The sequence below is a fragment of the Parcubacteria group bacterium genome (assembly GCA_041659505.1).
Taxonomy (GTDB): Bacteria; Patescibacteriota; Minisyncoccia; order Moranbacterales; family UBA2206; genus UBA9630.
In genome coordinates this window covers 627004-650008 of sequence record JBAZYF010000001.1, presented here as the reverse complement: position 1 = coordinate 650008, position 23005 = coordinate 627004, and the positions used below count along the sequence as shown (strand labels likewise).

Annotated in this window: 32 protein-coding genes and 1 pseudogene; all 33 read right to left on the bottom strand. The window is 44.1% G+C overall.

The genetic code is table 11. The annotated features are described in order from the left end of the window. Window positions 1–4: 4 nt before the first annotated feature. On the bottom strand, window positions 5–511 hold the full coding sequence (gene rpsE / locus WC848_03040) for a 30S ribosomal protein S5 (protein MFA5961630.1): 507 nt from the start codon (window positions 509–511) through the stop codon (window positions 5–7). A gap of 23 nt (window positions 512–534) precedes the next feature. Further along, window positions 535–882: a 50S ribosomal protein L18 gene (gene rplR, locus WC848_03035; GenBank protein ID MFA5961629.1), complete on the bottom strand. Its 348-nt coding sequence runs from the start codon at window positions 880–882 to the stop codon at window positions 535–537. Between the two features lie 79 nt (window positions 883–961). Continuing rightward, window positions 962–1504, bottom strand: a complete 543-nt coding sequence (gene rplF / locus WC848_03030; protein MFA5961628.1) for a 50S ribosomal protein L6 — start codon at window positions 1502–1504, stop codon at window positions 962–964. Between the two features lie 68 nt (window positions 1505–1572). Then, window positions 1573–1977, bottom strand: a complete 405-nt coding sequence (gene rpsH / locus WC848_03025) for a 30S ribosomal protein S8 (GenBank protein ID MFA5961627.1) — start codon at window positions 1975–1977, stop codon at window positions 1573–1575. A 74-nt stretch (window positions 1978–2051) separates the two neighbouring features. After that, window positions 2052–2237, bottom strand: coding sequence for a type Z 30S ribosomal protein S14 (locus WC848_03020; protein MFA5961626.1), 186 nt, complete (start codon window positions 2235–2237; stop codon window positions 2052–2054). A 30-nt stretch (window positions 2238–2267) separates the two neighbouring features. Beyond that, window positions 2268–2819, bottom strand: a complete 552-nt coding sequence (gene rplE / locus WC848_03015) for a 50S ribosomal protein L5 (protein ID MFA5961625.1) — start codon at window positions 2817–2819, stop codon at window positions 2268–2270. A 51-nt stretch (window positions 2820–2870) separates the two neighbouring features. Continuing rightward, window positions 2871–3176, bottom strand: a complete 306-nt coding sequence (gene rplX, locus WC848_03010; GenBank protein ID MFA5961624.1) for a 50S ribosomal protein L24 — start codon at window positions 3174–3176, stop codon at window positions 2871–2873. Between the two features lie 38 nt (window positions 3177–3214). Beyond that, window positions 3215–3580 (bottom strand): 50S ribosomal protein L14, encoded by a 366-nt coding sequence (rplN, locus tag WC848_03005; GenBank protein ID MFA5961623.1) that lies wholly within the window; start codon window positions 3578–3580, stop codon window positions 3215–3217. Window positions 3581–3691: 111 nt separating this feature from the next. Beyond that, a complete protein-coding gene (rpsQ, locus tag WC848_03000) occupies window positions 3692–3943 on the bottom strand; it encodes a 30S ribosomal protein S17 (protein MFA5961622.1) in 252 nt (83 codons plus the stop codon). A gap of 10 nt (window positions 3944–3953) precedes the next feature. Beyond that, the gene (gene rpmC / locus WC848_02995) at window positions 3954–4148 is read right to left on the bottom strand and encodes a 50S ribosomal protein L29 (GenBank protein MFA5961621.1); all 195 of its coding nucleotides are present in this window, start codon (window positions 4146–4148) and stop codon (window positions 3954–3956) included. Between the two features lie 114 nt (window positions 4149–4262). Continuing rightward, window positions 4263–4676 carry a 50S ribosomal protein L16 gene (rplP, locus tag WC848_02990; GenBank protein ID MFA5961620.1) on the bottom strand — a complete coding sequence of 138 codons (414 nt, stop codon included), beginning with the start codon at window positions 4674–4676 and terminating at the stop codon, window positions 4263–4265. Window positions 4677–4691: 15 nt separating this feature from the next. Next, complete coding sequence (gene rpsC, locus WC848_02985; GenBank protein MFA5961619.1) at window positions 4692–5351, bottom strand: 30S ribosomal protein S3; 660 nt, start codon at window positions 5349–5351, stop codon at window positions 4692–4694. Between the two features lie 256 nt (window positions 5352–5607). Further along, window positions 5608–5946, bottom strand: a pseudogene (gene rplV, locus WC848_02980) (50S ribosomal protein L22). 11 nt (window positions 5947–5957) lie between these two features. Next, on the bottom strand, window positions 5958–6299 hold the full coding sequence (gene rpsS / locus WC848_02975) for a 30S ribosomal protein S19 (GenBank protein ID MFA5961618.1): 342 nt from the start codon (window positions 6297–6299) through the stop codon (window positions 5958–5960). A gap of 3 nt (window positions 6300–6302) precedes the next feature. After that, a complete protein-coding gene (rplB, locus tag WC848_02970; protein MFA5961617.1) occupies window positions 6303–7136 on the bottom strand; it encodes a 50S ribosomal protein L2 in 834 nt (277 codons plus the stop codon). 19 nt (window positions 7137–7155) lie between these two features. Then, complete coding sequence (gene rplW / locus WC848_02965; GenBank protein MFA5961616.1) at window positions 7156–7470, bottom strand: 50S ribosomal protein L23; 315 nt, start codon at window positions 7468–7470, stop codon at window positions 7156–7158. Next, entirely contained in the window at window positions 7470–8111 is a 642-nt protein-coding gene (gene rplD / locus WC848_02960) for a 50S ribosomal protein L4 (protein ID MFA5961615.1), read from the bottom strand. The genes rplW and rplD overlap by 1 nt, the downstream gene beginning before the upstream one ends. 10 nt (window positions 8112–8121) lie before the next feature. Continuing rightward, window positions 8122–8676 carry a 50S ribosomal protein L3 gene (gene rplC / locus WC848_02955; protein MFA5961614.1) on the bottom strand — a complete coding sequence of 185 codons (555 nt, stop codon included), beginning with the start codon at window positions 8674–8676 and terminating at the stop codon, window positions 8122–8124. Window positions 8677–8821: 145 nt separating this feature from the next. Continuing rightward, a complete protein-coding gene (gene rpsJ / locus WC848_02950) occupies window positions 8822–9148 on the bottom strand; it encodes a 30S ribosomal protein S10 (protein MFA5961613.1) in 327 nt (108 codons plus the stop codon). A 180-nt stretch (window positions 9149–9328) separates the two neighbouring features. Beyond that, window positions 9329–10522 (bottom strand): elongation factor Tu, encoded by a 1194-nt coding sequence (gene tuf / locus WC848_02945; protein MFA5961612.1) that lies wholly within the window; start codon window positions 10520–10522, stop codon window positions 9329–9331. A gap of 294 nt (window positions 10523–10816) precedes the next feature. Continuing rightward, window positions 10817–11101 (bottom strand): hypothetical protein, encoded by a 285-nt coding sequence (locus WC848_02940; GenBank protein ID MFA5961611.1) that lies wholly within the window; start codon window positions 11099–11101, stop codon window positions 10817–10819. Between the two features lie 205 nt (window positions 11102–11306). Then, window positions 11307–12653: a replicative DNA helicase gene (locus WC848_02935; protein MFA5961610.1), complete on the bottom strand. Its 1347-nt coding sequence runs from the start codon at window positions 12651–12653 to the stop codon at window positions 11307–11309. Further along, on the bottom strand, window positions 12634–13620 hold the full coding sequence (locus tag WC848_02930; GenBank protein ID MFA5961609.1) for a reverse transcriptase family protein: 987 nt from the start codon (window positions 13618–13620) through the stop codon (window positions 12634–12636). The genes WC848_02935 and WC848_02930 overlap by 20 nt, the downstream gene beginning before the upstream one ends. 674 nt (window positions 13621–14294) lie before the next feature. After that, window positions 14295–14450 (bottom strand): hypothetical protein, encoded by a 156-nt coding sequence (locus WC848_02925; protein MFA5961608.1) that lies wholly within the window; start codon window positions 14448–14450, stop codon window positions 14295–14297. A 194-nt stretch (window positions 14451–14644) separates the two neighbouring features. Beyond that, the gene (locus WC848_02920) at window positions 14645–15445 is read right to left on the bottom strand and encodes a TPM domain-containing protein (GenBank protein ID MFA5961607.1); all 801 of its coding nucleotides are present in this window, start codon (window positions 15443–15445) and stop codon (window positions 14645–14647) included. A 107-nt stretch (window positions 15446–15552) separates the two neighbouring features. Next, window positions 15553–16140, bottom strand: a complete 588-nt coding sequence (locus tag WC848_02915) for a LemA family protein (protein MFA5961606.1) — start codon at window positions 16138–16140, stop codon at window positions 15553–15555. A 14-nt stretch (window positions 16141–16154) separates the two neighbouring features. Further along, entirely contained in the window at window positions 16155–17411 is a 1257-nt protein-coding gene (locus tag WC848_02910) for a hypothetical protein (protein ID MFA5961605.1), read from the bottom strand. Between the two features lie 31 nt (window positions 17412–17442). Continuing rightward, window positions 17443–18204, bottom strand: a complete 762-nt coding sequence (locus WC848_02905; GenBank protein MFA5961604.1) for a hypothetical protein — start codon at window positions 18202–18204, stop codon at window positions 17443–17445. A 3-nt stretch (window positions 18205–18207) separates the two neighbouring features. Next, a complete protein-coding gene (locus WC848_02900) occupies window positions 18208–18882 on the bottom strand; it encodes a hypothetical protein (protein ID MFA5961603.1) in 675 nt (224 codons plus the stop codon). A 284-nt stretch (window positions 18883–19166) separates the two neighbouring features. Then, the gene (locus WC848_02895) at window positions 19167–20150 is read right to left on the bottom strand and encodes a hypothetical protein (protein ID MFA5961602.1); all 984 of its coding nucleotides are present in this window, start codon (window positions 20148–20150) and stop codon (window positions 19167–19169) included. A 31-nt stretch (window positions 20151–20181) separates the two neighbouring features. Continuing rightward, window positions 20182–21303, bottom strand: a complete 1122-nt coding sequence (locus tag WC848_02890; GenBank protein ID MFA5961601.1) for an SPFH domain-containing protein — start codon at window positions 21301–21303, stop codon at window positions 20182–20184. 51 nt (window positions 21304–21354) lie between these two features. Then, window positions 21355–21900: a hypothetical protein gene (locus tag WC848_02885; GenBank protein ID MFA5961600.1), complete on the bottom strand. Its 546-nt coding sequence runs from the start codon at window positions 21898–21900 to the stop codon at window positions 21355–21357. Between the two features lie 265 nt (window positions 21901–22165). After that, window positions 22166–22957, bottom strand: a complete 792-nt coding sequence (locus WC848_02880; protein ID MFA5961599.1) for a hypothetical protein — start codon at window positions 22955–22957, stop codon at window positions 22166–22168. Window positions 22958–23005: the final 48 nt, after the last annotated feature.

The following is a 23005-nucleotide window of genomic DNA, read 5'->3' as shown; positions in this document are numbered from 1 at the left end:
AGCTTTAGCGAAGGAGGGTCGCAATTCTCTCTTTTCGTGTCTTTGACGCGCTGAGCATTCCCAACGCTTCCACTGTTGCTCTTGCCACATTCAACTTATTGGCAGTTCCCAAAGATTTCGAAACGATATCCCGAATTCCGGCAAAATCCACTACGGCGCGTACCGCTCCTCCGGCCACGATACTTCGTCCTTCTTTGGCCGGTTTCAAAATCACCTTCGCACTGCCTTTCTTATGCTCAACGGCATGAGCGATCGTATTGTTCTTGATAGCAACCGTAATCATATTTTTCTTCGCATCATCAAAAGCTTTTCCGATTGCATCCGTCACATCCGATCCTTTGCCGACTCCGACGCCCACCTTACCCTTGCGATTTCCAATCACCAGTGTCGCGCGAAAACGAAAACGTCTTCCGCCTTTTACCACGCGGGTAACCCGAGCCAAGTCCAGAAGTTTCTGTTCAAATTCCGGCTTCTCTTTTTTTCCCTTAAATTTTCGATCGTTCTTTGCCATATAGTTTAGTTACTAAAAGAGTTTTAAAATTTTAAGCCGCCTTCGCGCGCACCTTCCGCCAAAGCTTTCACTTTTCCATGATAGCGGTATCCTGCCCGATCAAAAACAACTTGAGTAATTTTCTGCTCGGCGCATTTCTTCGCCACAAGCATTCCCACCGCTTTCGCGCCAGCCACATCGTTTTTCACTTTCGCTTCTTTAGTATCTGCAGCGACGAGTGTCTTCATCGCAATATCATCAATTACCTGTGCTTTCATTGAAAGCAAGCTGCGAAAAACGCTTAGTCGTGGCACGCTAGTAGTTCCAGAAATTTTGGCACGTACGCGTCTTTTGCGGTGCAGTCTTAATTTATTTTGGCTGATCGTATTCATCTTCTTGAAATATTATTTATAGGTCTTAAATTATCCGATATAGTGGCTTGCCCCGTGGATGCGGAGCATCTTTACGGGACTATTTAGCTCCTGCTTTCTTTCCGGCTTTTCGTCTCACTTTTTCTCCTGCATAACGGAAACCTTTTCCTTTATATGGCTCAACTTTCTTAAGGTCTTTGATGTTGGCGGCAAATTGTCCCACTGCTTGCTTGTCGATTCCGCTAATCAAAAGTCCATTATTATCTTCCAATTTTGCTACAATACCGTCAGGAATTTCCACTTCGACTGGATGAGAAAAACCAAGCGCCATTACGATCTTTTTCCCCTGGATGCTCATACGAAAACCAACACCCTGCAGTTCGAGTTTTTTTTCATAACCAGCGCTTACGCCAATGATGATATTATTCACGAGCGACCGCGTCAATCCCCAGATCGCGTTTGATCCACCGTCCTCCTTGGCCTTCTTTACTGTGATTTTATCCTCAGCAATTTCAATCTTCGCTTCTGGATGAACATTCAGGCTCAGTTCGCCTTTTGGTCCTTTTGCCTTCAGAACTTCGCCTTCCAGCGTCACGGTCACTCCAGCAGGGATGGTGATTAATTTTTTTCCTATTTTACTCATAAAATTACGTTATTCGCTTCGCGAACCGGCACTACGAACGCCGGACATACGAATCATTATTTCTATAATTACCAAACCTCACAAATATACTCTCCGCCCAATCCTGTTTTTTTTGCATCATGATCAGTCATTACTCCCCTGGAGGTCGAGATAAGTGCTACACCATAATTATTCTTGACGCTCTTCACGTCTTTGCTTTTGACATAGATCCGTTGACCTTCTTTGCTGATTCGTCTGATTCCCTTGATGGCTGGAGTTTTGTTCGTATTGGAAATGGTATAATATTTCAAAACAATCTTGATCACATCGAAATCACCTTGCTTTTCTTTGGTGACGCCCGAAACAAAACCTTCTTTTTCCAGAATTTTAGCCAAGGCCATTTTCAGCTTAGACGCACTAATCGTAACAGTCTTGTGCTGCGCCATCTGAGCGTTCCTAATTTTGGTTAACATTTCCGAGATTGGATCCAACATACTCTTTAAAATTCAAAATTTAATATCGAAATCAAACTATCTAAATATCTTTATTTAATCTAGCAATAAAATTCCTACCAACTTGACCGCTTCACACCTGGCAATTGTCCGGTGCTAGCGAGTTCCCGAAAGCAGATTCGGCAAAGATCAAACTTGCGCATATACCCATGCTTTCTTCCGCATTTCCAACAGCGTCTCACGATGCGGGTGGAAAATTTCGGTTTCTTTTTTGCTCTAGCTTCAACTGATAATTTAGCCATTTTACTCTATTTTATGCTTATTATATAACTTTATTTCGTATCCTTTTTTTCAATCGGGAATCCCATCAGTCGAAACAGCATCATCCCCTTTTCTTGATTTTTAGCATTTGTCACCACATTCACCTGCATTCCAAAAGTGGTCTTGACTTGTTCTGGCATAATCTCCGGGAAAATCAAATGTTCTTTGATTCCAAGATTGAGATTACCGCCCTTGTCCACTGCGCCAACCTTAATTCCATGAAAATCGCGGATACGCGGGATTGAAGCACCGACTAATTTTTCCAAAAAATCCCACTTTCTTTTTCCTCGCAGAGTGACCTTGATTCCAATCTCCAATCCTTCACGGGTTTTGAAACCAGCAATTGATTGCTTGGCTTTGGTCATGACTGGTTTTTGCCCAGTAATCGCTTTTAGCGAATTGAAAATATCAGCCACCAGCGCCGAGTCTTTGATGAATTTTCCGATTCCGACATTCACAACGACTTTTTCGATCTTTGGTACTTGCAAATCGTTTTTCAAACCAAGATTCTTCTTCATCTCAGCCGCCACTTCGGTCTTATATTTTTCGTAAATTTTGGACATACTGCCTTTGCCACGCCGTAGCCCCGTACCCGGGGCGAAGGTGGGTCGAATTTAAATTTCTGCCTTACATTTATTACACACGCGGATTTTCTTATCTCCTTCTGTCTTATATCCGATCCGTGCCGCTTTTCCACATTTAGGACAAACCACCATCGCATTGGAGATATCGATTTTTCTTGGGATTTCTACTCTTTGCCCTTTCTCTCCCTCTTTTCTTGGCTTATTATGTTTCTTGAGCAGATTGAGTCCATCCACCACCACCTTTTGTTCAGTCGGATAAACACGCAAAACTTTTCCAGTTTTTCCGCTGTCTTTTCCTGCGAGCATCTTGACTAAATCGTTTTTCTTAATCTTCATATGGTTATATCCACGTTTCCTTAAATCTAATTTCTTATTTATAAAACTTCCGGTGCAAGAGAGGCGATCTTTGCATATCCCTTATCTCTGATCTCTCGGGCAATCGGTCCAAAAATACGGGTGCCTTTTGGTTCTTTTGCTTCCACAATCACTGCAGCATTTTCATCAAACCGGATATAGGATCCATCTTTTCGGCGAAATTCTTTTCTTTGACGGACAATCACGGCTCGGACCTTGTCACCTTTTTTGACCATTCCGCGCGGTTCAGCTGATTTTACGCTCGCGACAATAATGTCCCCAAGCTGCGCAAATCTTCGGCGACTTCCGCCAAGTACCTTGAAACACTTGATGACTTTCGCTCCGCTATTGTCAGCTACATTTAATTTTGATTCTGCTTGTATCATATAATTTATACCGATTCGAAACTACGAATCACATGCGAATCTACGAATTCTTGTTTTTTAAATTCTTCTTATTCATTCGAATGAGCGCATTCGTAGTGCGCTTTTCGCATACTACACGACTACATAATTCTTATCCTTGCTCATCGGTTTGCAAGGCACAATCTCAACCGCATCCCCGATCTTGTATTTATTCTCCTCATCATGCGCTTTATATTTCTTGGTTGAACGGTATTTTTTCTTGTATTTAGGATGAGTCTTTAGCGTGTCCACTGCTACCACGATCGTTTTTTGCATCTTATCAGAAACAACCACGCCTTTCTTGCGAGTGATGATCTTATTTTTTTCAACTTTTGGACTTTCCATAGAATTATCTTTACGCTAACTTATTTTCTTGGCTAATTAGAGTGAGAATTCTCGCAACATCGCGCTTGACTGTTCTGATTTGCCGTGTGCCTTTCACTTGCTTGGTTGCCAATTCAAATCTGAATTTGCGAATACCTTCTTCTTTTTCAGCAAGAAGCTTCTTGAGTTCATTAGTATTCTTTTCTTTCAATTCCTTGATTTTCATATGTTTACCGATTCGAAACTACGAATTAAATGCGAATCTACGAATTCTTGTTTTTTAAAATTTCTACTACCCTCTTTTCGAATGGGCGCGTTCGTAGTGCGCTTTCGGATGCACTTATTCCTCTTTAGTGACAAACTTAGTTTTCAAATTCAATTTATGAGCCGCCAGTCGCATCGCTTCCTTGGCGATTTCTCGTTTCACTCCATCCATCTCAAACATCACTGTTCCCGGTTTCACTACAGCGACAAAATGATCAACTGCTCCTTTTCCTTTACCCATCGGAGTCTCATCGCCTTTTTTTGTCATCGGTTTGTCCGGAAAAATTCGGATCCAAATCTTGCCTCCTCTTTGCACATAACGGGTCATCGCGCGACGAGCCGCTTCGATCTGCCGAGAAGATACTAGACTAGCACCGACTGCTTTCAATCCAAAACTGCCAAAACTGATTGAGTTTCCCCGCATTGCATTGCCACGGATCGCTCCGCCGCGCTGCACCTTTCTATGTTTTACTTTCTTTGGCATCAACATACGATTGTTCTAAATTTAATTCGTTTTTTTAGTATCAAACACTTCTCCCTTATAGAGCCAAGCTTTCACTCCAATCGCTCCATAGGTCGTAAACGCTGTCGCTCTGGCAAAATCGATGTTCGCTCGCAATGTGTGCAATGGCAATGTTCCTTTGGACAACCATTCTCGGCGGGACATTTCAGCACCACCCAATCGTCCGGACATTTCAATCTTCACTCCCTTGATCGTACTATTTTTCATCGCTTGTTCCAGCATCATCTTCATCGCACGGCGGAACGGGATTCTTTTTTCCAACTGCTCTGCCACATTTTGTGCAACAATCATCGCGTTTTCTTCAAAATTCTTGATTTCCTGAATTTCTATCCGCAAATCTCCCTTACGGTCACTTTTGAAAAAAGTATTCTGGATGTAATGTTTGATATCTTCCACTCCACTACCTCCGCGTCCGATGAGCACTCCTGGGCGGGCAGTCTTGATGATAATTTTTACCGCAGCTTGGGATCTTTCAATTTCCACTTCACCGATGAAAGCCGCTTTCCATTTTTTCATCACTTCCAAGCGGATCTCAATATCTTGTTTGAGGTTTTTATTATAATCTCTTTTGCTGAACCATTTGGATTTCCAATCTTGAGTGATCCCCAAGCGCAGTCCAACTGGATTTACTTTATGTCCCATAGGTATTATTTACGATTAAATAAATTTACATTGACTTCCGGTGAAATATCTTGTTTTTCCAGCCTTTCGCCTCGACCGCACCTTTCTTCTCGCCACTTTTCACTTTCGCTTCTGTTACTTTTTCCGTCTTGCCATCCTTGACGTCATCTTTCTTCTCTTCTTTTTTCTTATCCTCCTCTTTCTTCATCTCATCCTTGGCCTTTTTCATCCGATCAGCCCTTTCTTTTTCCATCTGCTCCTTGCTCTTCCTGTCCTTGCCTTCGATTCTTTCTTCCAGCACGATTCTGACTTTTGAGGTTCTTTTCAAAATTTGTCCGGCGCGTCCATAGGCTTTTGGCATCCATCTTTTCAGTGTTGGACCGGCACCAACCACAGCGTCCAAAACATACAAGTTTGTTTTGGAAAGTCCAAAATTATTTTCGGCATTAGCAACGGCGCTCAACAATAGTTTTTGCATATAGCCGCTGGTCTTTTTGATCGCTACGTCGAGCTGAGCAACCGCTTCTATTGCGTCCATGCCCTTGATCAAATCAGCGACCAATTTCACTTTGCGCGGAGAGATTCTCAAATTGTTTAATTCTGCTGTGACTTTCATATTGATCTAGATTATTTCTTCTTAGTATCAGATGCCTTGGCTGCCTTTGACGCATCAGCTTCTTTTTGCTTAGCGGCTGTTTCGATTTCTTTTTGCATCTTGCCTCCGTGCCGTGTGAATTTGCGTGTCGGTGAAAATTCTCCCAGTCTGTGTCCTACCATCTCCTCTGTTGGCGTAACAGAAATAAATATTTTTCCATTGTAGACTCCGAAAGTGAAACCAACCATCTCCGGTGAGATGACTGCTGCACGAAGCCAAGTCTTGATGACGCTTCTGTCGCCTGGTTTCTTGTCGAGCACTTTTTTGATTAATCTTTCGTCCACATAAGGACCTTTTTTCAGACTTCTTGTCATATATTATTTCCGCTTAACTCTCCTTTTGATTATAAACTTATTGCTATATTTCTTCTTCTTTCTGGTCTTCTTGCCGAGTGCCGGTTTACCCCATGGAGTTTTCGGATGTTTAAGACCGATTCCCTGACGTCCCTCGCCTCCTCCGTGTGGATGGTCAACTGGATTCATGGCTGACCCACGAACAGCTGGACGAATATTGAGCCAACGGCTCTTTCCAGCTTTTCCCAGATTGATCGAATTGCTTTCAAAATTACTCGCTTGTCCAATTGTGGCATAGCACTCATTGCTCACAAGTCTGATTTCTCCCGAAGGCATCTTGATCTGAGCAGTTTTTTCATCGACAGCGGTCAGACTAGCTGAGCTTCCTGCGCTACGAACAATCTGTCCACCACGTCCTGGGAATAGTTCCAAATTGCAAATTGTGGTTCCGATCGGAATGTTTTTGACCTTAGCGCGATTGCCCAGTTTCACAGGAGCATTCTCGGCCGAAAGCACTTCTTGTCCGGCGCGCATCCCTTCCGTGGCTAAGATATATCTTTTCTCACCGTCAGCATAATTTACCAATGCGATAAAAGCTTTTCTGTTTGGATCTTTTTCAATCGCCGCTACGCGTCCTGGCACACCAAGCTTGTCTTGCAGAAAATCCACAATCCGATATCTCTGCTTGTTACCACCACCTTGGTGCCGCACAGATATTTTTCCATGTGAACGTCCAGCCAATTTTCCTTGTTTAGAGAGAAGCGCCTTTTCCGGTTTCTTCTTGGAAACGTAATCAACCTTAACAACCGACATATTGCGGCGTCCAGCAGTATTTTTTTTGTAGATCTTGATTGCCATATAACGAGTTTAGACTAAATTATTTCCCTTCAAACACATCGATCTTATTTCCCTCTTTCAAAGTTACAATAGCCTTTCGGTAACCAGGCTTCCATCCAGGGATTCGGCCTCGCGTGCGGAATTTCCTTGGCACACTGACTGTATTAACTTTTTCGACTTTGACTTTATAGATTTTCTCGATCGCCATCTGGACTTGCAGCTTGGTCGCACGCGGAGAGATTTTGAAAATGTATTTATTACTTTCAATGAGAACAGTTGCCGCTTCGGTCACGATCGGTTCGACTAACACTCTTGAGAGGATATTCTCCTCATTGGGATTCAGATTTTTTTCCATTATTTTGCTTCAACTTGTTTATACTTCTCTTCCAAAAATAGGATGGACTCTTTGCTCATGAAAAGATTCTTGTTTCGCAGCATCTCGAGCACGTTGAGTTGCTTAGTCAGGATATTTTCCACTTTGGCCAAATTGCGACTAGCAATGCGGAGATCTTTTTCAGAATCAGAAAAAGCCATCAAAGTTTTTCCTTTGATTGCAAAATTTTTGATCACTCCAGCCACTTCCTTAGTTTTCTTCTCAGCAAAAGCCAGATTATCCACCACAAAAATTTCTTGATCTTTCAACTTTCCACTAAGAACAGTAGCAATCGCCTTTTGATTCATCTTCTTGTTGATCTTCTGTTTGTAGTTCCTGTCATTGCTTGGTCCGAAAACAACGCCTCCTTTTTTCCAAAGCGGAGTTCTTCTTGAACCAACACGAGCGCGACCAGTACCCTTTTGTTTCCAAGGCTTGATTCCGCTACCCGCTCTTTCTCCACGAGTCTTCGTATCAGCAAGCACCTGGCGCTTATTGGCATCCATCGCTACTACGATCTGATGGACCAAATCGTCATTTTTTGGCAAACCAAAAACTGAATCAGAGAGTTGCATTTCTTCGATTTCTTTGCCTTCCAGGTTATATACTTTGATCTTTGCCATACTTTTGAGATTATAGTGCTTTAATTTCCACGATTCCTCCTGGAATACCCGGAACTGCGCCTTTTATGCCTAAAATATTCTTTTCCGCGTCAATAAAAGCTACTTTCAGATTCTTAGTAGTGACACGATCACCGCCCATGCGGCCGGCCATTCTTTTTCCTTTGGTAACATGCTCTGGAAAACCAGAACCGATCGAACCAGGAGCACGAAGGTCATGCTTGTGTCCGTGAGTAGCGCAGCTTCCGGCAAAACCGTGTCTTTTCACTACACCCTGAAAACCTTTAGCTTTACTTGTGCCAGTCACAATCACTTTTTCATTCAACTCGAATATAGAAACAGAAATTTGATCATCTTTTTTCAGCTCGCTACCTTCAACACAAAATTCCTTCTTCTTGGTCTTATTCTTAGTTTTGGCGATTTCCAGTTGGATTGCAGAATACCCGTCTTTCTCTTTCTCCTTAACCAAGGACACCTTTGCACCGCACTCCAAAAGCGTCACATTCAATGCGCCTTTTTCGTCATAAATAGTTGTCATTCCAATCTTCTTTCCGAGGATAAATTTCATTGCTTTTTTCTAATATATTGCTAAATAAAATAAAAAACGGCCACTACCAGCCGAGACTCTTACGAGTTAAGAAATTTCTTTCTTGGCTAGATCAGTATCCCATCGGCGCTATGCCGTCCGGACTTTAACTAGTTTTTGCACTAAGCTACATTTTGATTTCAATATCCACTCCGGCTGGCAAATCCAAATTGGTCAAACTATCAATGGTTTTTGGGGTTGGGCTGATGATGTCAAGCAGTCTCTTGTGGATCCGCATTTCATATTGATCACGTGCATCTTTGTGGACAAATGTGGATTTGTTGACGGTAAATTTACGGATTTCGGTAGGCAAAGGAACTGGGCCAACAATGCTGGCACCTGATCTCTGGGCTGTCTCTACGATCTGGCGGGCTGATTGGTCGATAATCTTGTGATCATAGGCCTTAATCTTGATCCGGATTCTTGTTTTTGCTTCTTCTTCGTTCTTTGACATCAATTTATGCGAATTTTTAAATAAAAAACTTACTTTTTGCCTCAATTTCCTCTATAATCCGGCACTTGCCCTTACAATTAAACAGCTTAGCATAAAATATTTGAACCGTCAAATTTTTGGCTATTTTACTGTTTTTTTACATGAGAAGAGCCGGACAAAGAAAAAACTATCAGTTGAAGACTATTTGATAATCTTAGTTGCGACACCGGCGCCCACTGTGCGTCCACCTTCGCGGATCGCAAAGCGCATACCTTCTTCCATAGCGACAGGTGCACCCAAAACGACTTTGAAGCTCACAGTATCCCCTGGCATCACCATTTCAGTTCCCTCTGGAAGCATAACCTCACCAGTCACATCTGTTGTGCGGATATAGAATTGCGGTTTGTATCCCTTGAAAAATGGAGTATGTCGTCCGCCTTCTTCTTTGGTTAAGATGTAAACTTCGCATTCAAACTCAGTGTGAGGAGTGATTGATCCCGGCTTAGCCAACACTTGACCTCTTTCCACATCTTCCTTTTTGATTCCCCGGATCAGAAGTCCTGCATTATCTCCACACTCTCCGCGATCCAAAGTTTTATTAAACATTTCAATTCCGGTCACCACAGTCTTTTGTGTTGGGCGAAGACCGACGATTTCCACTTCTTCATTGATATTGATCACACCTCTTTCGATTCTTCCAGTCACCACAGTTCCGCGACCTTCAATTGTGAAGATATCTTCAATAGGAAGAAGGAATGGCTTGTCCATTTCACGGATTGGATCAGGAATTTTGGCGTCCAGTGCCGCAATCAGGTCAAGCACAGGCTTTGCACCTTCATCTTCAGCTGATTTGGATTCAAGCGCTTTCAAGGCTGAACCACGGATCACAACCGCATTTTCGCCGTCATATTCATATTTAGTCAAAAGTTCTCTCACTTCAGCTTCCACCAGGTCAACCAATTCTGCATCATCCACCATATCCACCTTATTGAGGAAAACTACGATTTCTGGCACACCAACCTGATGAGCGAGCAAGATATGTTCGCGAGTCTGTGGCATAGGGCCATCAGTCGCAGCCACCACCAAGACAGCTCCGTCCATCTGAGCAGCGCCAGTTATCATGTTTTTGATGTAGTCAGCATGTCCTGGGCAATCTACGTGAGCATAATGTCTCTTTTCTGATTCATATTCACAATGCGCAGTGGCGATTGTGATTCCACGCTCTCTCTCTTCTGGAGCTTTGTCGATTTCATCGATACCCTTTTCCTTGGCTTGTCCAAGAAAGCTCAGCACGTGAAGGATTGCCGCTGTCAATGTAGTCTTGCCATGGTCGACGTGACCAATAGTTCCAACGTTGACATGGGGCTTGGTTCTCGCGAATTTTTCTGCTGCCATATGTTTGGTAACTTACGCAGAGGTGCGCCGGAGACTTCTTTTAGAAAAAAAATCAATCCCGCAACAGCTTTGCGATTTTTTGTTATTAATTAAAATCATAAACCCCAGGACAACCCCTGGGCTATATTCATGGTAACCCACGTAAAATTTTCTCGAATTTAGCTCGTCCCGCCATAGTTCACCAGCAGGCGAACGAAGGAGGATTAAATTAAACTAAATTTTAACACAAATACTACTCTACCCTAAAAAAATACTTTTGACAAATTGAAAATGTGACTATATTGTGGATAACTCCTACGCCTGAACGACGCTTTCGTAGTGCACTTCATCGTTTTTAATCTCACCCAGAGTTTCCAGTTCGATCTCAGCTAGCTTGTCTTCCTCTTGGGAAAACTTCCAACTAGCAATATCATTATTTATCTTATCAACCAACTCTTGCTTTGTCAAGCCCAAAACCCCTTCTTGTTTGATTTTGCGAAATTCTCGGAGAGTCAGCAAAATATAGTGCTCGTCCTGGTCCTTGACGACAGCTCTTCCTCCCAAAAGTTCCAACGCTTCTTTCAGTTTCTTGTCCAGCATAAAAAAGTCAGCTACTTTATTATTTCATCACTAAAATATTATCGCAGATGCGCTTTTGTGTCAATAGTGCTGATTAAAATTATATAAAAATTACGCGACTGAAAGTGGCTGGATCGAAGGTTTCTTTTGAAGAAAAAAAACCGTTGGCTTTACCAATGGTTAATTAGGTTGGGCCGCTACTGAACTCGTCAGTAGCGACTCTTTGTTAAGGATCAATTTTTCGCTCTTCCCAGCGAAGAGATTCTCCCCAGAAAGTGAAAGGCAAGATAATTGGCGGGCCTCCTTTGCTAACTAGGAGTTCCGCATCTCTTTCCGGGCGACCTTGCTCGGTAAGCTGCCCCTTTTCGTAATAATTTGGCCGATAAGGGAAAAGGATTATGTCGCTCAACTCCTCAGCTTTTGGTCCAAAAATGTCGGCTGGTGAAGGACGTTTATCTGCCCGATCATCGACATCGCGGTGAAGTTGACTAGAGATAACAATGGGTAAGTTAATTTCATAGCTGAAATCCCTCAGCTTCTCCAGCATAAAACTGGCTTGTGCCCACTTATCTCGGTAGGGATTTCCCGGCCAAACCAGTTGCTGCAGGTTTTCAATCGCCAGTAAGCCGAATTCTGATCCTGCGCAACGGACCTGAGCCATAAGATCCAAGAGGCTGATGGTCTCTTTTATGATTATGGTCTGGATTTTTCCTCCTTGATTCATCTCCTGCTGTTTTTTATTGATTATACCTAGTTCTTTTGGCAATATTCTGCCCGTTAACAATTTTCGAAAACTAAGCTTACATTCCTGAGCAATGATTCGCAGGAAAATCCTAGAGCCAGCCATCTGTGCTCCACAATAGATAATGGGCGTTTTTTTTCTGATGGCCATATGGCCGACAAGGCCTAAGACAAATGCGCTTTTCCCCATACCAGGTCGCCCTGCGACAATTATCAACTCACTTCTTCCAAAACCCTCGATTTCCCGATTAAGTGATTCATGCGGAGTTTCTGTTATTGAAGCTTGAAGTCGGAGACTATTAAAATCAAATTTAAGCTCATCTAGCTCATTTCCCCCGGGCAATTCCTTGGCCAAAGTCGATTGAACATCAATAATGTCGGCCAGCAGCTTGTCCGGCTCGGTTGCTTCATCAAAGCAATAATTGGCCAGCTCTAATAGTTTACTAGTGGCCATCCTTTTCCATGAATGTTTCTTGATAATCTGAGCACAGCGGACAATGTCGGGGTGAACCGGCACATTTTCGATAAACTGAGAGATGTAGTAAAGCCCCCCAACTTCCTCGAGTATCTTCTGGCTTTTCAATAAATCGACCAGGGTCACAATATCGATCGGCTTGCCTTGTTCGTCGAGTTCCAACATCGCAGAATAAATCTTTTGGTGCTGTCTTCGATAAAAGTCATCCGCTGATATGATGTTGCGGACTTGAGAAATTGTGGTGTCTGGATCATCCAAAATATTGTGCAATAATCTTTCCTCTGCCTCCAAGTCACAAGGAGGCATCTTATTAAACATATTCTCACTCCGAGATGTTTTAGTTGATGTTTTTGGCATAATTTCCTCCTATGTGCTGCTGATATTTGAGCCAGTCTTTTAATAGCCATCCGGGCCAATTTTTCTCTGGCCCATAAACTTGCCTGATTGATGCGATAATACCATTAATTTTTTTCGGGGAAATAGAGGATTCGTTCTGGCAAGCGCAATAAAGCAATTGCCGGAATTTTTTCTTTGTTTTCCGCTTGAGATGAATCTTTTCGTCAATGATGGTCAGTCCCAAAAGATGCGGGATTGTTTTCCCTAAATTATCATGAGTCTTTTCTTTCTTAATAGAAAATCCATATCTGGGCGGAATTGCCAATAGCTTAGCTTTTATTTCAGGAGAAACATTTTCCGCCGCGAAATGAAAATCATCCGCGTAAACAAACCAATCTATTCCGGCAGCTTTGCAAACCCGCTCAATTTCGTCGCACATTGGTCTATAAACCAAATTCATTAGAACCGGGCTACAGGATGATCCCTGGGGTAAACGACGCTCTTGATTATAATAATGGGTTACTATCCAAACCAAAGGATCAATTAAATATGTTTCAATCCTCAGTCTTTGTAGTGTTTTTCTGACCATTTCTTCCGTGATACTAGGAAACGCACTGGCAATATCGAAGCTGAAAAAATGACGATTTCCCAAAAGAGACTTGGCGGCCAGCAAAATACTTCTTTTTTTCACAAACCCAAAAGCTTTTTTATGTATTCGCGATGGCTTGTACAGTTTATCTCCCAGGGCCCTGAAAATTTTTTGGACATCCGGATGCGGAGCCAGTATCTCGCGGCGCTTGTTTTTGATTTTTTTGGTGAAACTAAAAAATCCATAGTTAAAGATGATCCTGGTCGGTATTCCACGGACCATGATTTCATCTTCGAATCTTTCAGCGAGCAGAATCTTTTGGGCCTTGACGAGAGCCTTTCTCGACACACCCAAAAAAATCGCCAAGGCTTTTCTTGTCCAAGCTAATTGTGTGAACAAAGAAAAGTCACCTATCGGTCGTAGTTGATGTGAATTATGCACAGTCCCTCCTTATATTTTTTGATTGAATTGTTAAAGAAACTCCTTGCGCCAGCATTATATTGCTGACACAAGGAGCGACAGACGATAGAGTGCTCGATGTCTGGCAGGGGGTTTTCTTTATCCGATATATTTCATCAGGAAAAGAGAACCGCTCTGGGAAGCTGCTCCGAACCTCGGAAGCTACTCCGCCCTTCTGATCCCGGCCTGTAAAGTGCCGGGGAGAAGCCCTTATGTTCACAGGAAATGGGGTCCAGGGGTGTCCCCTGGGTTTACCATCACCCTTTTCTCCGCCGTCCGAATTCAGAAAGCGGTTTATGGCCTACTCCTGTGGCATCAACCGCCTAAACGGTGCGATGCCACTGAAGCGAATCCTGGTGAACGCCAGGTTCTTCGGCCTTTAATCTCGATTCGTCTGTCCTGCCTTTTTAGCACACAAAAAGAAGGATTGCAAATTTTTTTCACTAACTTTATGTTTTTTCAGATTAGCAAGCAGATAGACAATAAAACCCACCGAGCCATTTTATCAATAAAGATAGCTAGATCTTTTCATTGAAATCTAGAAAACTTGACATACAGCAAATTGAGGCTGGACATAAAATATACAAAAAATCGCTGAACCCTTTTGAGAGAATTCAGCGACACAAAAGCAAGCTGACATATGTTAACACTAAACTACCGATTTCATTACCCCCTTCCGGCCAGGCCATGCTCACTCTTTTTTTTATCATTTCCGCGAACAAATTTCCCGCAGAAATATTAACCCCTGCCGATGCGTACGTTGTTTCCATAAAGCCTCTCTAAGTGATTTTCTGTCTATGAAAATAAAAAAAGAACAGCCTCCCTATCGGCTGTCCTCCGTTACCAGCCAATGTTAATCAAACACTAGCTGAGCTAAAAAATCAAGTATTTTAATCTTAGAAAAAAAACAAGGTTACAACAAATTCTTGTCATAACCTTGATAGATTGATATTTCTTCTTGGGATCAGAGATCGCCAGAAGCACCGCCTCCGCCGAAGTCTCCACCGCCGAAGCCTGAGTCGCTTGATCCACCGCTCGAATCACCGCCACCCAAGAAACCTCCACTGCCTCCACTACCGCCGAAATCACCTCCGAAAAACAACCAGCCGCCACTGGAACTTCCGCCACCTGATCCGCCGCCATAACGATTGCGATTTTTGATAATGACAATGATTATGATGATTGCGATGATAGCCAGTATGAGGATGAAAACAATAAACGCCCCATCATAGTCGCTTGAAGCTTTTTTCTTAGTTCCTTCTGCTGGCGCATATTCCTTAGCGGTCAACGCCTCATACTGCTTGATCAGCTCAGAAAAGCCTTCGAAATATTTCTTTTCCCGATATTTCGGGACTAGAATCTTTTCCATCAGTTCTTTGGCCAAGATATCCGGCAGCGGCCCGCCGAGACCATACCCGACTTCCACACCGTATTTCTTTTCTTTGGGCGCCAGAACAATCAAAATTCCGTTGTCATTGGCCTTTTTTCCGACACCCCATTTTTTGGCCACTTCAATCCCATAATCCCTAATGTCTTGACCTTGAAGTGAATCAGTGATTAGAATAGCAATTTCGTTAGAAGTACTATTCTCGAACCGATTGAGTTCCTCCTTGAGTTTCGCCACTTCGGCCGAACTGAGAAGTCCGACCAGATCCGTCACCTTCCCGGTTGAAGTGGGGATTTTGAAATCGGCCGCTTGTACGCCGATCACAAAGACCAGACAAATCATCGCCAACGAAATCTGAAACAACCACGTTTTTTTCATTGAGCTTTCCTCCTTTTCTCTTTCTTCCTGATTTGAAAAAAATTAATGCTCGCAGTCTTTGACCGCGAGCACTAGTCTCATTGTTACGTTTTCATTTTCACCCGCTGTTAAAACTTAACCTTGGGCGCTTCTTTGGACGCGGCATCGGCCTCAAACAATTCCATCCGTTTGAAGTCGCCGAATCCCACGAACACGTTATTAGGGAAACGCCGCAGCTTTTTATTATACTCTGTTGCGCGGACCCCATAATTTTTTCGCTCTTGGAGAATTCGATTCTCCGTCCCCTCAAGAGAATATGCTAACTTACCAAACTCCGCGTTAGCTTTAAGCTCCGGCATGTTCTGCACAATAGTTAAAAATCGTCCTGCCGTGACATCCCATTGAGCCGCTGCCTGTTGTGTTTTAGCAAAATCGCCGGATTGCTTGGCAGCAACCCATGCGGACTGCAAGCGCACAACTTCAGTCAAAGTCTCCCTTTCGTGCGTGGCATAGCCCTTCACAATCTCGACCAGATTCGGTATAAGCTTAGCCCGCCGATCATAATTTGCTTCCACCCGGCTCCAGGCCTCGCGCGCTTCTTCCTGTTTTGAGACCAGGGAGTTATACGAGCAGGTCAGGAACATGAACGGGATCAAACACAGGGCACCGATAATAATCCATTTCTTGGTATTGCTTGCCTTTACTTCGTCTGCCATTTGCTTCATCCTCCTTACGCCTGAGTTTGTGTAAATTCCGCTTCGGGAATAGTTTCGCCGTTGAAATTCGCATGTTCCAAAAGGGGCTTGGTCCGCTGCATAACCTGTTCGTATTGAGTTTTAGTAAACTCGTTCCAAACTTTGTCATTAGCGAGCTGAATTTGCTTCACCTCGGCAACGGTGCCCTTTTCCAGGAATTCCATACGACCTAACGCCATGGCCTGTTCGGTCATAACTGTCATTCCATATGCACACATTTTCAAACTTTCATTCATTGACTGTCCGAGTGCCTGGAGCAGCGTTGCTCCTTTGAGGCCGCTGGACTGGGCGTTCATAATCACGATGCTGCGCATCATGATCGGACGCGTTACCTTCAGAAATGCGTCCAACATGATCGAAATCGCATTCATCGCTTTCCGGGTCGTGTTCAGCTCGCCGATCTGAAGTTCGGTCATTGCATGACCGTCCTTCGTGGCGCGAAAAGTCTGAGTGACAGTTTGCAGTTCGATCTCGCGATCGTTGTCCTGCTCCATAATCTCAGTCCGGCGCTGCATCAGCTTGGCATAATCATCGCTCGAAAGCGCTTTCTTGCCTTCCGGTACGGGTTGCTTAGTTGCAATAAGATCATCAACCTCACTGCTGGCCGCAAGCTGAGCTTCAATGTTTGATAATTCCGCGCGAAGCTTATTGAACTCGTCATTTTTCTTCATCGCCTCATCGCGCAGACGAATCTGGTCATCACCAAGGCGCCGATAGTCTCCTTCTGCCTGCTTCTCAGCTTGGACAAGCATAACCATCTGGGCTTTCACCCGCATGGCTGCTTTTTCTGTAACATCCCACTGCTGTCGCAGGAGATCCGGCAGAACTTCCAGAATATTGGCGGTCATCCGGCTGTCAATTCTTTTTTTGAAGAAAGTGCCGATGATGGGAAGGCCAGTTGCCTTGCGTTCCAAATCGGAACCGGAACCATCCTTACCTTTCACCAGGTCGCCCATCACTTCACCCCAGCGCTTCTGAAGACCCTCATTCTCCATGAGAATCTCATTCACGCTGGCACCGAGTCCGCGTGCTGCTTTCATGTATACGACGGCTGCGTCGGTCATGTCCTTGCGCTGCTGCTTGCCAGCAATCTCCTCAGCGGTCTGCTGGGAGTACACGGATTTGAAATCGTCCACGGTCATGGCTTTGGCCTTATCAAAATCGCCGATTGCCAATATGGGAAGATTTGCCAATGTTTTTTCCTGAACTGCAACTGCTGTTTCGGTCGTCATACCCCATTCTCCTTTTTTTCTTCCAGTTATTTCAGATTGCTCGCTTGGCTTTCACCAGTGTAGTTTCAATCGCTTCCGATGTAGATGAAATTGTCCGCTGAATTTCTGCGCGAATTTCCGTGTCTGCATCCGGGTCATTTTCGGCTCGTTTGATCGAGCTTTCCAGTGACTGGATGGTTGCAAAGATTTCGTCAAGACTTTGCCGGAACTCCGGCTGGTCTTTTTGCATCTCTTCAAGTCGCCCGAGCGTCGCACTCATTTCTTTGAGTGTCCGTTCGAGATTTTTTTCACCATCGTTCATCCTGTTTTTCAACGCCTTCACTTCCGCCCGAATAGTTGTCGGATCTTGTGATTTCAGATAAGCCTTGACTCGGCGATACTTCTCAGCCAACGTTGCCGCGCTATCGAGATATTTGTCAACATACACCTTGTATACTTTCAATATCTCCGCGACGGTTTCATTAGCTGCCTTGTCATAATTCGAAAGAGTTTCCCCTATGGCCAGAATTGACCTGAGCGTCGTCGAGAGTTCGTCCGTGGTTTGAAAAGTCACCTCTCTCAGTTTCCTGAGACTGGCGGTTCTCGCCACCTCGGCTTTTTCCCGATCTGCAGCCTGCTGCTTTTTTTGAGCTTCAGTATCAATAGTTTTGTCAAACCGCTTCATAACAAATACACAAACAACAGCTATCAGTAGAACCACAAAACCTACTCGATTACGCAAAGCTGCGAACGTGTAAATTCCAACACCAGCGGCGCACAACGGCCAAAAATTCTTCTTTATTGTTTCATACATGAATCATTTCTCCTTTTTTTCAACCGGTTTATCCATTTCGGCCAGCACCTGGTAGAAAACCGCCAGTGCCGTGTCGATGCCTTCATCCCCCCATCCCCGCTTGCGCAGTTCTTCATGAATGCGCGAAGTGAATTCAGGGGTGAATGCTTTCTTCCGGACCATATCTTTACCGGCGCTGGTCAGCGCGTCCCACAACTCACCGCCTTTTTTAGACAGATCATTAATGGTTGGCTTGACCGCATCCGATACTTCTCCGGCCAATTCGCCGGCCTTTCCACGGGCCTTTTCAGATTGACTTTTGATTTCGCTGAAAATTCCAGCAACAAATCCCAGGGCATTGTCAATAACATCCCCGATGGATTCAAAATCCAACGGAGTCTCCTCAGTACCGACAGGTTTTTCGGTTTCCAATTTCGCTTCTTCGACGCCAGCGGGCTTGGAAATGCCATCAAGATACTCAATCAGTTTTTTCCGAGCATCTTCTGAATCCTTATGCATCTCATCAATGAGATACTGGATTCTGGCATGATGCACTTCGCTGACGAATTCGAAAAAAACTTTTTCCGTCGCCTCGAAATAAACATCCTTTCCGCTTCTCAGTTTCCGTTTTAACACAGTAAGTTGATTCTGCATTGCCGTAACCATGTCAATTAAATCTGTTCTTTGCTTGGAATTCATTGTTTCTTCTCCTTCTCATTGATATTGATGTTGTACAGCCAAAAATAGCATTATTGCCAATACTCACAAAAAAGCGCCAAAAAGCGCGTTTTGTCCACTTATTTTACATCTTTCCTTAAGTTGTCAAGGAACGCTTCAATGTAGCGTAAACTGAAGAATTTGTCAAGTGCATATTAAGCTAACCACTCATAATAATCCCACATACCAATACAGCTTAATTATCCAATGAAAAAGGGTTCAACACGTTTGCATTGAACCCTTGTTGCCTTTACAGGCACCGGCCTTTATTTATTGACCAGTTTCTTGTTGTAGAACGGGGCACCCAGCACCGAATCCTGGGTCAGCACAGCTTCGGGAATGACTCCCTCTTTGACCAGTTTGGCCAACTCCCGGCCGACGAACAGATCAATCGTATTGTCCAGGCCGATCTGAGCAATGGACTGTTTCATATCCATCGCCATCGCTTCAGCCTCAGCCGTCAACCGGTTGGCTTCGCGAGAGGCTTCGGACAAAATTTTGTCCGCTTCCCGCTTGCCCCGGTCAATCATGCTCTTTTTGGTCTCGAGCATTTTTTCTTTATCCTGCCTCGCCTCTTCCACTTCAGAATTGGCAACGCCGGTGGTATTATAGGCAGTAGTAATAGCATCACCACCAGGAAAAGTGATTGGTCCGGAAAGAAAGATGTCATCGACATAGAAGCCAAACTGTTTCATATATTCCCTGGTCCGCTTCGTCGCTTCCTTGTTCATCTGGTCGGGACTTTTTTTGATCGTGGTTGCCGACATATCTTCCGCCATTTCAACAAATACTGCCATGGCATAGTGACTGGCTTCTCGGATCGCCTCATATATCCGCGGATCCTTAATTTCGGAAAATTCACCAGACAGTTTGTACTGGTTGTTTCCAAAATTATCATAGAAAATCCAGATATTTTCAACGTGTCCCATCGTGGTAAAATTCACTTTGATGGTAGCGCCTTCATGCGAATCAAACGTGGCCGCTTCATCATATGGACTCGATTTCGTAATCTCAGCCGTCATCGCGTATTGATGTGACTGGCTGGTAACACGAAAGATTTCCGTATTCCATCCAATATATCCATGAACTCCATAGGGCAACAACGGATTATCCTTGGGATTCACCGGCTTTCCATCTGTTACGCAATATTCGAATGCCAATTCGTCTTGTTCTTTATGCATCAGACCGCAACCGGCAAATCCTATAATCAGAAATATGCAACCAACAATTGTAATAATTGATTTTTTCATCGCTTGAATTCTCCTTGATCTGCAATTGAATTTATTTCACGTCCGTTATTGTCGGAATTGCCTGATTAAAACCGCCAAGGAATAAATTAGCTCCCGACGGAACGATCCGCACAGTTGTTTTCTTCTGCATAAGAGCATCCACCATCAACTTGGACTGCTCCCAACGGAAATAATTGCCAGAACCAATCTGCTCGATCACAAGCTTTCGACGCATTTCCCAAGCCTTAGCCACTCTTTCAGTGGCTTGCGCATTAGCTTCGTAAGTTAGCCGCGCTTCTTCGTCTTTGCCTTCAAGCTCCAGTTTGCGGATTTCCTGGATCAAGGGAGAAACTTGTTTATTTCTTATCCCCATCGCGACCGCCTCAGCTTCCTTGACGATAATTTTATTCATCCGCTCCTGCTGCTCTTCATCAAAACTCATTGCAGAAGTGACGGAAACCAAAGTGAAAACCAAGCCATACTGATTATATTTTTCATTCATATAGGCCAGCATGTACTTGTTAATCCCCTTCTTGTCCCGCACCAGCTCCAACACTTTTCTGCCGGAAAAGTAATTCTGATATCCGGCATAAAGGATCGGTTGAAATCGAGAACTCATAAAGTCAGTCAGGACATTTTCCGAATTGGAAAATTGCGTGAGACTATATGTCTTCACGAATTTCAATAGTCGGTCCTTGATGTCGGGAAATTCATCCGCGACGTGCATGTGTACCGTCACATTCGCTGAAATAACTCCATCCGCTGCATTCAGTTTGAAATGCTCATCCTTCGGTGATTCGAGACTTTTTCCCCTGGAAAAACAATATGCCTGATTGCCTTTTGGGAAAGGCAAGAACCTTACTCCTGGAGTGGGGAAAAACATATAGGACCGAAAAGCGGTTAACAACTCCGATTGATAATTTTCCGCATCACCATCCACTACCTCTGTCTTTTTTTCCGCTTGGTCTATTTTTTCAGTGCCTTCCGTGATCGGTTTTTTTTCCGTATTTTCTTTCACCTGTTCATTTTTGTTGGCAACTGTTGCATCTCGATTGCCGAGACTGCTCAGCTTAAGAACAAGTTTATCCTGTTCATACACTGGTCCACAAGCACTGAACGCCAGCAGACAAAACAGGGTGAATACGAAACATACGTTTTTTTTGCATCCAAACATAAGCTACTCCTTTCACTTTCATATTTCATAGTTCATGGTTAACTGCGATATCTACGAACTCCACAATTGGCGACTTTCTTTTTTTCTTGCAAAAAGATACATCAGGAAAAATATTCCATCCAGCAGTGCCGTAAACACTGCCCCGACGGCTCCCCAGAGCAAATTTGCATCACTCGGGGAAAAAAACATCAGGAAACATGCCGGGTACATAAACACTCCGGAAACGAGAAGAACCATGATCAGATTCAGTTGCGCCGGCCGAAACATAAAACCCAGCACCTGCCGGATCTTTGCTTTTCGCTCCAATTCGCTTTTGAACTGTTCGAGCACTTCCTGCTTCTTTTCTGCGAGATGTTCTTCCACCTTGCGCCGCAATATTTCATTGGAACGTACAACGCCGGGAAATAACTTATCCCAGTCCCGCACCATTCGTGAAGAAACGCGTTCCGCCAGAATTTTCATCTGGACGTTCAGCTTTTCTTCCAAGAAAACTTCCGGCTTGACCGGTTTCAAAAATCCGCGCCGGAGAAACTCCTGACGCATATCCGAAACCAATTCAGTATAGTTGACATTAAGCTCCAATTCTTTTTCTGGCATATCCACTCCCTCCTCCATTTTAATTTAACCCTAATTCGGTTTTTAAGTTGCATTCATCCAGCCATAAACTCCATTGACTTTCAACACAGAAAGAATAAAACTCCCCCGTTGTTTTCATTCCCTCTGTGCAAAAAACCATGTATACCAAACGTTTGATAGTAGCATATTTACTGGAAAAGTCAAATAAAAACGGCCCGTGATTTGCATCGAACCGTTTTGCCTATTTAAGGCCACAATGTGTCATTTTCTAGCGCCCTGACCGCATTCATCCGCCGTGGTTGCAAAGGGTTTCTTTGATCGCCTGACTTGTGGAGGAAATAGTGCGTTGCAACTCATCAAGCACATCCTTGGCACTTATGCTGTTGGTTTCCGCTGAAACTGCAAGAGTTTCCATCGATTCCAATGTAGCATCGATTTTCTCAAGCATGAAAATACTCTGGCTCTGCGATTCCTGCATCGCGCCGAGTTCCTCCAGCGTCCTCTGTTTTTCATCAAGTGTCGATTGCAGCGAAACATTGCCACCCTTGATCTTCCCTCTCAGGTCGGTTATGATACGGGCCAGTTTTTCGGGATCCGTATTGTCGAGAAATTCTTGCGCCTTGCGATGCTTCTTGACCAGCTCCGCCGCTCGCACAACATACTGATCTATGAAAGATCGATAGGCATTGAGAACTTCACCGATGACACCATCCTCAGCTTGATAATTCAGCAACCGCGTGGCCCTTCGAAAAATTAAATCGGCCAGCACAACAACCCCATCCCTCGGGGATGAAAGACTGAACCCGGCCAGATATTCCAAGGGGGTATCTTTCCGCTCGGAAAAAATGATTTCGTCGCCCAGGCCGTCCGCCGATTTGCCTTTCTGTTTCTGCTCATTGACAACCCATATGATATCTGTGAGCCACACAACTGCAATGAGACAGATGCCAATGGCGAAAGTTCCAAGGCCCGCCTTGAGACTCTGCGTCCGTAAAACAATTCCGCCCACAAGACATGTGATGCAAAAAAGCGCAAACGACACTGCATTACTCGCAAACAATCTTCTCACAATTCCCATAACCTCTCCTTTCCTTAATTTCCCTGTTGAATAAAGCACTTAACCGCT